This is a genomic window from Camelimonas lactis, from assembly GCF_004342915.1.
GTDB classification, from domain to species: domain Bacteria; phylum Pseudomonadota; class Alphaproteobacteria; order Rhizobiales; family Beijerinckiaceae; genus Camelimonas; species Camelimonas lactis.
In genome coordinates this window covers 69143-81755 of sequence record NZ_SLWL01000005.1, presented here as the reverse complement: position 1 = coordinate 81755, position 12613 = coordinate 69143, and the positions used below count along the sequence as shown (strand labels likewise).

Annotated in this window: 9 protein-coding genes, 3 tRNA genes and 1 pseudogene; 11 read left to right on the top strand and 2 right to left on the bottom strand. The window is 64.1% G+C overall.

Going from position 1 to position 12613, the window contains the following annotated elements; translation table 11 throughout:
- Positions 1–160 precede the first annotated feature (160 nt).
- The 5 genes from EV666_RS07725 (at position 161) to EV666_RS07705 (ending at position 6328) form a co-directional block, all read left to right on the top strand.
- Positions 161–784, top strand: a complete 624-nt coding sequence (locus EV666_RS07725; RefSeq protein ID WP_132005631.1) for an ATP-dependent Clp protease proteolytic subunit — start codon at positions 161–163, stop codon at positions 782–784.
- A 345-nt stretch (positions 785–1129) separates the two neighbouring features.
- Positions 1130–2398: an ATP-dependent Clp protease ATP-binding subunit ClpX gene (gene clpX / locus EV666_RS07720; protein ID WP_132005628.1), complete on the top strand. Its 1269-nt coding sequence runs from the start codon at positions 1130–1132 to the stop codon at positions 2396–2398.
- 328 nt (positions 2399–2726) lie between these two features.
- Positions 2727–5153: an endopeptidase La gene (gene lon, locus EV666_RS07715; RefSeq protein WP_132005625.1), complete on the top strand. Its 2427-nt coding sequence runs from the start codon at positions 2727–2729 to the stop codon at positions 5151–5153.
- 275 nt (positions 5154–5428) lie between these two features.
- Entirely contained in the window at positions 5429–5707 is a 279-nt protein-coding gene (locus EV666_RS07710) for an HU family DNA-binding protein (protein ID WP_132005622.1), read from the top strand.
- Positions 5708–6252: 545 nt separating this feature from the next.
- Positions 6253–6328 (top strand) — tRNA-Val (locus EV666_RS07705).
- A 197-nt stretch (positions 6329–6525) separates the two neighbouring features.
- Here EV666_RS07705 and EV666_RS07700 read toward each other — a convergent pair.
- Both EV666_RS07700 and EV666_RS07695 read right to left on the bottom strand, forming a co-directional pair.
- Positions 6526–6602: transfer RNA gene (locus tag EV666_RS07700), tRNA-Asp, on the bottom strand.
- Between the two features lie 82 nt (positions 6603–6684).
- Positions 6685–6761 (bottom strand) — tRNA-Asp (locus EV666_RS07695).
- A gap of 845 nt (positions 6762–7606) precedes the next feature.
- Between EV666_RS07695 and EV666_RS07690 the strand changes: the two genes are divergently transcribed.
- From EV666_RS07690 to nuoF, 6 genes and pseudogenes are all read left to right on the top strand, one after another.
- A complete protein-coding gene (locus EV666_RS07690; RefSeq protein WP_132005619.1) occupies positions 7607–7972 on the top strand; it encodes an NADH-quinone oxidoreductase subunit A in 366 nt (121 codons plus the stop codon).
- Positions 7963–8544, top strand: a complete 582-nt coding sequence (locus EV666_RS07685; protein ID WP_132005616.1) for a NuoB/complex I 20 kDa subunit family protein — start codon at positions 7963–7965, stop codon at positions 8542–8544. The genes EV666_RS07690 and EV666_RS07685 overlap by 10 nt, the downstream gene beginning before the upstream one ends.
- 101 nt (positions 8545–8645) lie before the next feature.
- The gene (locus EV666_RS07680; RefSeq protein WP_132005971.1) at positions 8646–9311 is read left to right on the top strand and encodes an NADH-quinone oxidoreductase subunit C; all 666 of its coding nucleotides are present in this window, start codon (positions 8646–8648) and stop codon (positions 9309–9311) included.
- The gene (locus tag EV666_RS07675; RefSeq protein ID WP_132005613.1) at positions 9308–10498 is read left to right on the top strand and encodes an NADH-quinone oxidoreductase subunit D; all 1191 of its coding nucleotides are present in this window, start codon (positions 9308–9310) and stop codon (positions 10496–10498) included. The genes EV666_RS07680 and EV666_RS07675 overlap by 4 nt, the downstream gene beginning before the upstream one ends.
- A 56-nt stretch (positions 10499–10554) precedes the next feature.
- Positions 10555–11214: pseudogene (gene nuoE / locus EV666_RS07670) on the top strand (NADH-quinone oxidoreductase subunit NuoE); the annotation flags it as partial.
- A 7-nt stretch (positions 11215–11221) separates the two neighbouring features.
- A complete protein-coding gene (nuoF, locus tag EV666_RS07665; protein ID WP_132005607.1) occupies positions 11222–12523 on the top strand; it encodes an NADH-quinone oxidoreductase subunit NuoF in 1302 nt (433 codons plus the stop codon).
- The last annotated feature ends 90 nt before the right edge of the window (positions 12524–12613 follow it).

The following is a 12613-nucleotide window of genomic DNA, read 5'->3' as shown; positions in this document are numbered from 1 at the left end:
GCGGCGACGGAGCCGCCCCCGGGGCAAAATCCGGTCCGATCAGGCCGGAATTTTGCCTCATGGTTTTGTTTTGTCGCATTTTCTTCACGCGCGGCGTTCCGCTTCGCCTGAAAATGCTCCCGAAAATGACCGCCCCGCGCGGCCGCCTGGAGTGTGAGACATGAGAGATCCGTTGGACGTTTACGCCAACACGCTGGTGCCGATGGTTATCGAGACGTCCAACCGGGGAGAGCGGGCGTTTGACATCTATTCGCGCCTGCTGCGCGAGAGGATTATTTTCCTCACCGGCCCGGTGGAGGACCATTCGGCCTCGCTGATCGTGGCGCAGCTGCTGTTCCTGGAGGCCGAAAACCCGAAGAAGGAAATTTCCTTCTACATCAATTCGCCTGGCGGCGTGGTGACTTCGGGTCTGTCGATCTACGACACCATGCAGTTCATCCGCTGTCCGGTGTCGACCCTCGTGGTCGGCCAGGCCGCCTCCATGGGCTCGCTGCTCATGACGGCCGGTGAGAAGGGGCAGCGCTTCGCGTTGCCGAACGCCCGCATCATGGTGCACCAGCCTTCCGGCGGTTATCAGGGGCAGGCGACGGATATCCTGATCCACGCCCGTGAGATCGAGGCGCTGAAGCGCCGGCTCAACGAGATCTACGTCACGCACACCGGCCAGTCGCTGCAGGCGATCGAGGACGCGCTTGAGCGTGACAATTTCATGACCGCCGACAAGGCGAAGGAATTCGGGTTGATCGACCAGGTTCTGGAGAAGCGCCCGGACCTGCCGGCCTGATCGGGCTGACGAAAACCGGCGGGCGGGCGTCCGCGACAAACGGCCCCGCTCGCATTGACGGACAGCGTTCCCCATGTTTGGGTGACGTTTTATGTCCGCGTCGCGCGTCGGTGGCGGGCGACGTTAACCTGTTGTTACGGGTCAGGTTCGATCCTGATGCGCATGCAGCGGATCAGGATGCGGGAGGGGGGCAAGGATCACACGATCCGGAAATTCTCCCGAGGGACCAGCCATTCGCGCTCCGGCCGCCCTCGCGGCTGCGGCAGGGGCGCGCCGGCGACTGATCCGGCAAGGATTTGACATGACCGCCGGCTTCATTCCGGCCGGTCGCAGTGGAGACGGACCATGAGCAAGGCCACAGGCAGCGAAAGCAAGAGCACGCTTTACTGCTCTTTCTGCGGCAAAAGCCAGCATGAGGTCCGCAAGCTGATCGCCGGACCGACGGTGTTCATCTGCGATGAATGCGTCGAGCTGTGCATGGACATCATCCGCGAGGAGTCGAAGTCGTCGCTGGTGAAGTCGCGCGACGGCGTGCCGACGCCGCGTGAGATCAGCAAGGTGCTGGAAGATTACGTGATCGGCCAGGAGCACGCCAAGAAGGTGCTCTCCGTCGCCGTGCACAATCATTACAAGCGGCTCAGCCACGCGCTGAAGAACAACGACGTTGAGCTGGCCAAGTCCAATATCCTGCTCGTGGGGCCCACCGGCTCGGGCAAGACGCTGCTTGCCCAGACGCTGGCGCGCATTCTCGACGTGCCGTTCACCATGGCCGACGCGACGACGCTGACCGAAGCCGGCTACGTGGGTGAGGACGTCGAAAACATCATCCTGAAGCTGCTGCAGGCCGCCGACTACAATGTGGAGCGGGCCCAGCGCGGCATCGTCTACATTGACGAGATCGACAAGATTTCCCGCAAGTCGGACAATCCGTCGATCACCCGCGACGTGTCGGGGGAGGGCGTGCAGCAGGCGCTGCTGAAGATCATGGAGGGCACGGTCGCCAGCGTGCCGCCGCAGGGCGGTCGCAAGCATCCCCAGCAGGAATTCCTGCAGGTGGACACGACCAACATCCTGTTTATCTGCGGCGGCGCCTTCGCGGGGCTTGAGCGGATCATCACGGCGCGCGGCAAGGGCACGTCGATTGGCTTCGGAGCCACCGTGCACGCGCCCGAAGATCGCCGCACCGGCGAGATATTCCGCGAGGTCGAGCCCGAGGATCTGCTGAAGTTCGGCCTGATCCCCGAGTTCATCGGCCGGTTGCCGGTAATCGCCACCCTCGAGGACCTTGATGAGGTGGCGCTCAAGAAGATCCTGCAGGAGCCGAAGAACGCCCTGGTGCGCCAGTACCAGCGCCTGTTCGAGATGGAGAACGTGGAGCTGACGTTCCACGAGGACGCGCTGACGCTGATCGCCCGCAAGGCCATCGAGCGCAAGACCGGCGCGCGCGGCCTCCGCTCCATCCTTGAGGGCATCCTGCTTGAAACCATGTACGAACTGCCGGGGCTCGAGGGCGTCGAGCAGGTCGTCATCGGACCGGAGGTGGTGGAGGGCAAGGCGCGGCCGCTGTTCATCTACGCCGACCGGGCGGAGAGTAACGCGACGGCCTCGGCCTGACGCCCGACAGTCTAATCGGCATGGCAGGCGCCCCGTTGGGCGCCTGTTCTGCGTCAGGCGGCGGACCCGCAGGGGGCAGCGCGACAACCATGCGCGCCGTGCAGGTCTGACGTCCAAATCATCTGTGCGCCGGGGCCGTCACTGACTTGAAACAAAAGGCGCCCGGAACCACTTTCTGTTCATCGTCACCGTCGCGCGCTCAACAGGAGGCGCGGCGAACGTCGCCTGCGGTGTATGCTCCCATGGAGTTGAGCGCCGGGGGCAATCCGTCCGCCCGGCCTGCCGCTCCAAGGGGGAGGGCGGACGATAGTGAAAGGACAAGGGCCACATGACTACCATGAAGCCTCGCCAGCCCGCGGCGCCGGGAACCGTTTCGGACTATCCCGTTTTGCCCCTGCGCGACATTGTCGTGTTCCCGCACATGATCGTCCCGCTTTTCGTCGGGCGTGAGAAGTCAATCCGCGCTCTGGAGGAGGTGGTCAAGACGGACCGGCACATCCTGCTGGCCACGCAGATGAACGCCGCCGACGATGATCCGGAAACATCGGCCATCCATGAGATTGGCGCGATCGCCAGCGTTCTGCAGCTGCTCAAGCTGCCCGACGGCACCGTGAAGGTGCTGGTGGAAGGCGCGGGCCGCGCGCGCGTGCGTTCCTATCTGCGCACGGACGAATTCTATGAAGCCACCGCCGAGGTGCTCGGCGACGAGGCTGGCGACAAGGTCGAGGCCGAGGCCCTGGCCCGCTCGGTCGTGAACGAATTCGAGAGCTATGTGAAGCTCAACAAGAAGGTTTCGCCGGAGGTCGTCGCCGCGGTGACGCAGATCGAGGATCCCTCGCGTCTGGCCGACACCGTCGCCTCGCACCTCGCCGTGAAGATCGCTGACAAGCAGGCGCTGCTCGAAACCGTGTCGATCCCGGCGCGGCTCGAGAAGATTCTCGGCATGATGGAGAGCGAGATTTCGGTTCTCCAGGTCGAGAAGCGCATCCGCACGCGCGTCAAGCGGCAGATGGAGAAGACCCAGCGCGAGTACTATCTGAATGAGCAGATGAAGGCCATTCAGAAGGAGCTGGGCGACGAGGACGGCCGCGACGAACTGGCGGAGCTGGAAGAGAAGATCAACCAGACCAAGCTGTCACGGGAGGCCCGCGACAAGGCGATGGCCGAGCTGAAGAAGCTGCGGCAGATGTCGCCGATGTCGGCCGAAGCCACCGTGGTGCGCAACTATCTCGACTGGATGCTCGGCATTCCGTGGAACAAGCGTTCGCGGGTGAAGAAGGATCTGGCCGAGGCGCAGCGGGTGCTCGACGCGGATCACTTCGGCCTGGACAAGGTCAAGGACCGCATCGTCGAATACCTGGCGGTGCAGCAGCGCGCCAACAAGTTGTCGGGACCGATCCTGTGCCTGGTTGGCCCTCCCGGCGTCGGCAAGACCTCGCTCGGCAAGTCCATCGCCAGGGCGACGGGTCGCGAGTTCGTGCGCGTGTCGCTCGGCGGTGTGCGTGACGAGGCCGAGATCCGCGGTCACCGGCGGACCTATATCGGCTCCATGCCTGGCAAGATCATCCAGGCGATGCGGAAGGCGAAGACCTCCAATCCGCTCATCCTGCTCGATGAGATCGACAAGATGGGTCAGGATTACCGGGGCGACCCGTCCGCGGCGCTGCTCGAGGTGCTGGACCCTGAACAGAACAAGGCGTTCAACGACCACTACCTGGAAGTCGACTACGACCTCTCCAGCGTGATGTTCGTGACCACCGCCAATACGCTGAACATTCCGGGTCCGCTGCTCGACCGTATGGAGACCATCCGGCTCGCCGGCTATACGGAAGAGGAAAAGACGGAGATCGCCCGTCGCCACCTGATCCCCGAGGCCCTGGTCAAGCATGGCCTGTCGGAGAAGGAGTGGACGATCACCGACGACGCCCTGCTGCTGCTGGTGCGGCGCTACACCCGGGAATCGGGCGTGCGTAACCTGGAGCGCGAGATCTCGAACCTGATCCGCAAGGCCGTGAAGGACATCGTCCTCGGCAAGTCGGAGGCGGTCGATGTGACGACGACCAGCCTGGAGCAGTATCTCGGCGCGCCGAAGTATCGCTATGGCGAGATCGAGGCGGAAGACCAGGTTGGCGTGGTGACGGGCCTGGCCTGGACCGAGGTGGGCGGCGAGTTGCTGACCATCGAGGGCGTCATGATGCCTGGCAAGGGCAAGATGACGGTGACGGGCAACCTGCGCGACGTCATGAAGGAGTCGATCTCGGCCGCCGCTTCCTATGTGCGGGCCCGGTCGGTGTCGATGGGCATCAAGCCGCCGCTGTTCGATGCGCGTGACATCCACGTGCACGTTCCGGAAGGCGCGACGCCCAAGGACGGTCCGTCCGCTGGCATCGCCATGGCGACCGCCATTGTTTCGGTGATGACCGGCGTGCCGGTTCGCCGGGACGTGGCCATGACTGGCGAGGTGACGTTGCGTGGTCGGGTTCTGCCGATCGGCGGTCTGAAGGAGAAGCTGCTGGCCGCGCTGCGCGGCGGCATCCGCACGGTCCTTATTCCGGAGGACAACGCCAAGGATCTGGCGGAGATCCCGGATAGCGTGAAGAACGGGCTGGAGATCATCCCGGTGGCGCGCATGGACCAGGTGCTCGCCAATGCGCTGGTTCGCAAGCTCGAGCCCATCGAGTGGACCGCCCCCGGGGACGAAGCGGTGGCTCCCCCCCGGGTCGAAGGCGAGGCGGGCGGCGTGATCGCCCACTGAGCTGTAATCAGCACGTGAGGCCCCGGCGCTATGCCGGGGCTTTTTTTCTTCACGAAACGGAAAAATTTGTTTTATTGCCGTCATTTCTCCCCGCCAGGGCCTTGCGCTCCGGGGCTTATCAGGCAAAACCAAAAGATGGGACGGTGAGGCCCGTGGAATTCACCGTAACATGAGCCGGGCCGTGGGCCAGGTTTCTTGTAACCGGCATGGCAGGCTGGAGTATTGAACCCGACGAATGTGCGCGAGGCGCGCCATTCGCATCTGGAGGACGATTGATGAACAAAGGCGATCTTGTTGCTGCCGTCGCTGATCAGGCCGACCTGAGCCGCGCCCAGGCTGGCGAGGCCGTTGAGGCTGTTTTCGTCGCCATCACGGACGCCCTCAAGAAGGGTGATGAGGTCAAGCTTGTTGGCTTCGGCACTTTCTCGGTGGCTGACCGCGCGGCCGGCACGGCGCGGAACCCGCGCACTGGCGAGACCATCAATGTTCCCGCTTCCAAGGCTCCGAAGTTCAAGGCCGGCCAGGGCCTGAAGGATTCTGTCAACGGCAAGTGACGTGGGTGACATCGTCACCAGACCTGGCGCCTCCGTCCCGGCCCGGACGGCTGGCGCGGCGCCGGGGGCGACAGCGTTTCGTTCGTTCGGGAGCCCGGATCGCTAGATCCGGGCTCTTTTCGTGGAGGTCACGCCTGGCGGACACGAGGCGGCCAGGGAGTGAAGCTCGCCCTGTCGCCCAGGTAGCGGGCAGGGATCGTGGACCGATGCGCGCGCCGTCCGCTCCGGCGAATCGCGCGCCGCAACGGCCGTGCGCGGCCGGGCAATTTCGGGCGCGCGTTTGTGGATGCCTGGCGGGCGGCGGGGCCACCGGAGGCGGCAAGCAGCGGGCTGGAGGGGATTGTCAACAGGCGGCCCGCGCGCTGCGGCATGCGGGGCCTTCCGGTTCGCGGTTGGGCTGGCGTTTGGCGTCGCCATGCTGTAGAGCAGGCCCAGTTGCTTCTGCGGCGTTTCGCAGGGTGCAGGCGCCCATGTCGCAGTCGCTGGACTGGCCATGACAGGGCTGACGCTGGTTCGTTCTGGCCATGCCGGATGCAACAGTGTTGGGGCGGTTAGCTCAGTTGGTAGAGCATCTCGTTTACACCGAGAGGGTCGGCGGTTCGAGCCCGTCACCGCCCACCAGTCGCTCACGCGACCACGCCGCCAGATCTGGCGCATGACCCTTACACAAATCAACAAGATGCAGGCGCGACCCACGCAGTTCGCCGATGGACCGGCTGCGCCGTGTTGCGCGGGGCGGCGGGCATGTGTCCCGTGGACCAGATGTGAATAACAAAAAAGCGCGGCAAAGCCGCGCTTGATCACAACCCATATCCGGGTGGCGAGAGTGACGGGACTCGAACCCGCGACCTCCGGCGTGACAGGCCGGCGCTCTAACCAACTGAGCTACACCCCCAAAACCGGGATACTGAAATCAGGGATTAACCCAGCTCCAGCAACTGGCGCCAAACACTTTCCAACTTTCCGGAGAAGAAAAGTGGCGAGAGTGACGGGACTCGAACCCGCGACCTCCGGCGTGACAGGCCGGCGCTCTAACCAACTGAGCTACACCCCCGAACTGGCGTCTTGGCCGCCGGTGATGGGGGGTTTAAGGTTCGCCTCTTGCGGTGTCAAGCGAGCATCCATGGCAAACTGCGCCCGCCGCTGTGGATAGTAGGGTGAATATGGGCGCGCTCATATATTTGACGCCGGGATAGCTGTTTTTTCCGGCCCCGAATTGCGATCGCCTGTGAACGACTCTGCCTGGGCGGCGTTGGTTAGTGGGACGTCGCGGCAAGCCTGTGCGCCATTCCTCCCGCCGGTTTCTCCCTCCTGGACACGCAAACCCGGCGCCGGCGGCGTTAAACACCGGCGAGAAAGGGGCGAAGAGCTGGCAGCAAGCCTGCTTCTGCTGGATCGCGTCCGCCAGTCCGTGCGACTCAAATGCGGCGTCATGCAATGATCCGGGTGAGGGCCGCGTGACGTGGGCAAGGCCATGCATGAGGCAGGGGGCAGCGGTGCGTCGAAAGGCTTGGGGCGGCGTCTTGCGCTGGCATGGGCCATGCGGCGACGGCCCGACGGCGGCGCTGGCATTGGCGCGGCGCGTCAGCAATGTCCTGACTCGCATTGGGTTTGCGGGTGGCGGGCGTGATTCCGGCGGACTGTTCCGTCAGGCGTGCTCAGGCGGGGCGGGCGCGCCTGCATAAAGGGCGTGTTTATGTTGCATTTGCAACAATACGAACTTTGCGAGGCGAGGCTTGCACGGTTCAGGCCCCTGCGTTAAGCCTGCCCTCGCAGCTACGAACTGTTCCAAGGTGCGGGCCGGGGATGGCCCTGTTTTCCGGAGCGGGACGCAGCGGAATCTGCCGGGTGAAAGCGACGCGCGAGCGCCGCAGGCGGCCGCGAAGGATTGGGTGCAGAATGCACAGCTTGCTGAACGACTATCTTCCCCTTGTGGTGTTCATAGGCGTCTCACTGGTCATCGGACTTGCGCTTCTGGTTGCGCCGTTCCTGGTGGCGTTCCAGAACCCCGACCCGGAAAAGCTGTCGGCGTATGAGTGTGGCTTCAACGCGTTTGACGACGCCCGCATGAAGTTCGACATCCGCTTCTATCTCGTCGCCATTCTCTTCATCATCTTTGACCTTGAGGTCGCCTACCTGTTCCCCTGGGCCATTGGCTTCAGGGAAGTGGGTACGTTTGGCTTCTGGTCGATGATGACGTTCCTCGGGGTGTTGACGGTCGGTTTCGCCTATGAATGGCGCAAGGGAGCCCTCGAATGGGATTGATTGGCGACTCCACCCCGGCGATCGCGCCGGCTCCGCGTGGAATCATTGATCCGGCGACCGGAAAACCTGTCGGCTCCAATGATCCATTTTTTAGCGGTCTCAACGATGAGCTGGCCGACAAGGGCTTCCTCGTCACCTCGACCGACGAGCTGATCCAGTGGGCCCGCACCGGCTCGCTGATGTGGATGACTTTCGGTCTGGCCTGTTGCGCCGTGGAGATGATGCAGGCGTCGATGCCGCGTTATGACGTGGAGCGCTTCGGCTTCGCGCCCCGCGCCAGCCCACGCCAGTCGGACGTGATGATCGTGGCCGGCACCCTGTGCAACAAGATGGCCCCGGCGCTGCGCAAGGTCTACGACCAGATGCCGGAGCCGCGTTACGTCATTTCCATGGGGTCGTGCGCCAACGGCGGCGGCTACTACCATTATTCCTATTCCGTGGTGCGTGGTTGCGACCGGGTGGTGCCGGTTGACATCTATGTGCCGGGCTGCCCGCCAACGGCCGAGGCGCTTCTGTACGGCATTCTGCTGTTGCAGAAGAAGATTCGCCGCACGGGCACGATCGAGCGCTGAATTACGATCCTGGCCGGCGGCCATGTCCCCGGTCTGGCAACGCAGCCGGAAGCGGCTCCAGCTTTCAGCTGTAACCGGTTGCAGGTGTGATTGGACGGATGATGTCAGAGGCAAGCCTCAATCAGACAGTCGAGGGCCAGGCGGGCGCTGATCCCGACGCCCTTGGCGCGCGGGTACTTCAGGCTGTGGGCGCTGACGGCGTGTCGGCCCGAACCGCGTTCGGCGAGCTGACGCTTGATGTGGACGCCGGGCGTATCGCCGACGTGGCGCTGAAGTTGCGCGATACGGCTGATCTGCGCTTCGTTTGCCTGATTGACATATGTGGCGCCGACTATCCGGAGCGTGAGAAGCGCTTTGACGTGGTCTATCACCTGCTGTCGCCAACCCTGAACGCCCGCATTCGCCTGAAAGTGCAGACCGACGGACAGACGCCGGTGCCGTCACTGGTCGAGGTATTTCCCGCCGCCAACTGGTATGAGCGGGAGACGTGGGACATGTATGGCGTGATCTTCTCCGGCCACCCTGATCTGCGGCGCCTGCTGACAGATTATGGCTTCGAGGGGCATCCGCTGCGCAAGGATTTTCCGCTCACCGGCTTTGTCGAGGTGCGTTATGACGACGCGCAGAAGCGCGTTGTCTACGAGCCGGTGGCCCTGCGTCAGGAATTTCGCCGCTTCGACTTCCTGTCGCCGTGGGAAGGCGTGGACTACGTGCTGCCGGGTGACGAGAAGGCTTCGGAGCAGAAGGGTTCGGGGAAAGCGCCATGAGCGAACACCAGCTCCGCAATTTTTCGATCAACTTTGGTCCCCAGCATCCGGCCGCCCACGGCGTGCTGCGTATGGTGCTGGAGCTTGACGGCGAGGTGGTCGAGCGCGTTGATCCGCATATCGGCCTGCTGCACCGCGGCACCGAAAAGCTGATTGAATACAAGACCTACGCTCAGGCCACGCCCTATTTCGACCGCCTCGACTACGTGGCGCCGATGAACCAGGAGCATGCCTTCGCCCTCGCGGTGGAAAAGCTGCTGGGCATCGAGGTTCCGCGGCGCGGTCAGCTGATCCGGGTGCTCTATTCGGAAATCGGCCGCATCCTGTCGCATCTGCTCAACGTCACCACGTTCGCCATGGACGTTGGCGCGCTCACCCCGCCGCTGTGGGGCTTTGAAGAGCGCGAGAAGCTGATGATCTTCTATGAGCGGGCCTGCGGCGCGCGCATGCACGCTAACTACTTCCGCGTGGGCGGCGTGCACCAGGATCTGCCGCCGGATCTGATCGACGATATCGAGGCGTTCTGCGATCCGTTCCTGAAGACCATTGACGATCTCAACCGTCTGGTCACCGGCAACCGTATTTTCAAGCAGCGCACCGTCGACATTTCGCCGACCACACTGGATGAGTGCTGGGCGCACGGCTTCTCCGGCGTGCTGGTGCGCGCCGCCGGCGCCGCGTGGGATCTGCGCAAGGCGCAGCCCTATGAGTGCTACGAGGAAATGGATTTCGACATTCCCGTCGGCAAGCACGGCGACTGCTTCGACCGCTACTGTGTGCGCATGGAGGAGATGGTTCAGTCCGTCCGCATCATGCGCCAGTGCGTCGACAAGCTGCGCGCGCCAGACGGGCAGGGGCCGGTGCTGACCCAGGACCACAAGGTGACGCCGCCGAAGCGCGGCGACATGAAGCGGTCGATGGAAGCGCTGATCCACCATTTCAAGCTGTACACCGAGGGCTATCACGTCCCGGCGGGCGAGGTGTACGCGGCGGTCGAGGCTCCGAAGGGTGAGTTCGGCGTCTATCTGGTGGCGGACGGCGGCAACATGCCCTACCGCTGCAAGATCAGGGCCCCGGGCTTCGCCCATCTGGCGGCCATGGATCACCTGTCGCGCGGCTATATGCTGGCGGACGTCTCGGCGATCCTCGGTTCGATCGACATCGTGTTTGGCGAGGTGGACCGGTGACCGGCCCGCGTCCTGAAAGCCAGGTTGCTGGCGTCAGCAAGGGATTTGCGTAAGTCATGAGCGTACGTCGTCTGGCCCCGCCCGAAGTACAGCCGGCAGAATTCGTCTTCACGCCGGAAAACGCCGCGTGGGCGAGCCAACAGATCGCCAAGTACCCTGAGGGTCGTCAGGCCTCCGCCGTGATCCCGCTGTTGTGGCGGGCGCAGGCGCAGGCCGGCGGCTGGTTGCCGCAGCGGGCCATCGAGCACGTCGCCGGCATTCTCGGCATGAACTATATTCGCGTGTTGGAGATCGCCACCTTCTACACCATGTTCGCGCTGGAGCCGGTTGGTCGCTTTTTCGTCCAGCTTTGCGGCACGACGCACTGCATGGTGTGCGGGGCCCACGACCTGCGCGAGGCCCTGCGCGGATTTGTCGGGCCGGAGCGCACGGTTTCCGCCGACGGCAATTTTTCCTGGCTTGAGGTCGAGTGCCTCGGCGCCTGCTGCAATGCGCCGATGGTGCAGATCAACGACGATTATTATGAGGATCTGACGCCCGAGATCCTCATCAATCTGCTGAAGGATCTGGCGGCGGGGCGCCCGGTGAAGCCGGGCCCGCAGCAGGGCCGCCATGCGGCGGAGCCGGCCGGGGGCAAGCTGACCTCCCTGACCGACCCGTCGCTGTACGACGGCTCGGTTGTCGGCGCCTGGCGCGCCAGGTTCGCGCAGAAGGACTGAGGCCATGCTGTCGGACAAGGATCGGATCTTCACCAACGTCTACGGCCTGCAGCCGGCGAGCCTTCAGGCCGCCCAGCGTCGCGGCGCGTGGGACGGCACCAAGTTCCTGCTGGAAATGGGGCGCGACTGGATCATCGACGAGATGAAAAAGTCCAACCTGCGCGGTCGCGGCGGCGCGGGCTTTCCCACCGGTCTGAAATGGTCGTTCATGCCGAAGCAGACGGGCGACCGTCCGCATTATCTGGTGATCAACGGCGACGAGTCCGAGCCTGGCACCTGCAAGGACCGCGAGATACTGCGGCACGATCCGCATCTGCTGATCGAAGGCGCGATGATCGCGTCCTTCGCCATGGGGGCGCACGCGGCCTACATCTACATTCGCGGCGAGTTCATCGCCGAGCGTGAGGCGCTGCAACGCGCCGTTGACGAGGCTTACGCGGCGCGGCTCATCGGCCAGGATAACATTCACGGCTATCCGTTTGATTTGTATGTGCATCACGGGGCAGGCGCTTACATCTGCGGCGAGGAAACCGCGCTGCTGGAGAGCCTTGAAGGCAAGAAGGGCATGCCGCGGCTGAAGCCGCCATTCCCGGCCAACATGGGGCTTTATGGCTGCCCGACCACGGTGAACAACGTGGAGTCGATCGCGGTGGCCGGCACGATCCTGCGTCGCGGCGCGGACTGGTTCAACGGCATTGGCCGCCCCAACAATGTCGGCACCAAACTGTTCGGCATCTCTGGCCACGTCGGCACGCCCTGCGTGGTGGAAGAGTCGATGGGCATTCCGTTCCGTGAGCTGATCGAGCGCCACGGCGGCGGCGTGCGTGGCGGCTGGGACAACCTGCTGGGCATTATTCCCGGCGGCGCCTCGTGCCCGATCATTCCGGCGCATCTGTGCGACGACCTGATCATGGACTTTGACGGCTGCCGCGCCGCCACCTCCAGCTTCGGCACCGCCGGCGTGCTGGTGATGGACAAGTCCACCGATGTGATCCGCGCCATTGCCCGCCTGTCGTACTTCTTCAAGCACGAGAGTTGCGGCCAGTGCACGCCGTGCCGTGAAGGCACCGGCTGGATGTGGCGCGTCATCAGCCGCATGGCCGAAGGCCGCGCCCAGAAGCGCGAGATCGACATGCTGCTGGACGTGACCAAGCAGATTGAAGGCCACACCATCTGCGCGCTTGGCGACGCGGCGGCCTGGCCGATCCAGGGGCTCATCCGCCATTTCCGTCCGGAAATTGAGAAGCGCATCGACCAGTATGCGGCGAACCCGCATATCGATCCGGTTCCGGTGGCGGCCGAGTGAGCGGCTGAACATTTTCGCGCTGGCCGCTGGCTGGCGCAATCATCCAGGCGTTTTCCCGCGGCGGGTTCTGCTGCGGGAAAACGCGGAAAC

Coding starts and splice junctions, on each gene's coding strand:
- EV666_RS07725 (WP_132005631.1), top strand. CDS start 161: ATGAGAGATCCGTTGGACGTTTACGCCAACACGCTGGTGCCGATGGTT.
- clpX (WP_132005628.1), top strand. CDS start 1,130: ATGAGCAAGGCCACAGGCAGCGAAAGCAAGAGCACGCTTTACTGCTCT.
- lon (WP_132005625.1), top strand. CDS start 2,727: ATGACTACCATGAAGCCTCGCCAGCCCGCGGCGCCGGGAACCGTTTCG.
- EV666_RS07710 (WP_132005622.1), top strand. CDS start 5,429: ATGAACAAAGGCGATCTTGTTGCTGCCGTCGCTGATCAGGCCGACCTG.
- EV666_RS07690 (WP_132005619.1), top strand. CDS start 7,607: ATGCACAGCTTGCTGAACGACTATCTTCCCCTTGTGGTGTTCATAGGC.
- EV666_RS07685 (WP_132005616.1), top strand. CDS start 7,963: ATGGGATTGATTGGCGACTCCACCCCGGCGATCGCGCCGGCTCCGCGT.
- EV666_RS07680 (WP_132005971.1), top strand. CDS start 8,646: ATGTCAGAGGCAAGCCTCAATCAGACAGTCGAGGGCCAGGCGGGCGCT.
- EV666_RS07675 (WP_132005613.1), top strand. CDS start 9,308: ATGAGCGAACACCAGCTCCGCAATTTTTCGATCAACTTTGGTCCCCAG.
- nuoF (WP_132005607.1), top strand. CDS start 11,222: ATGCTGTCGGACAAGGATCGGATCTTCACCAACGTCTACGGCCTGCAG.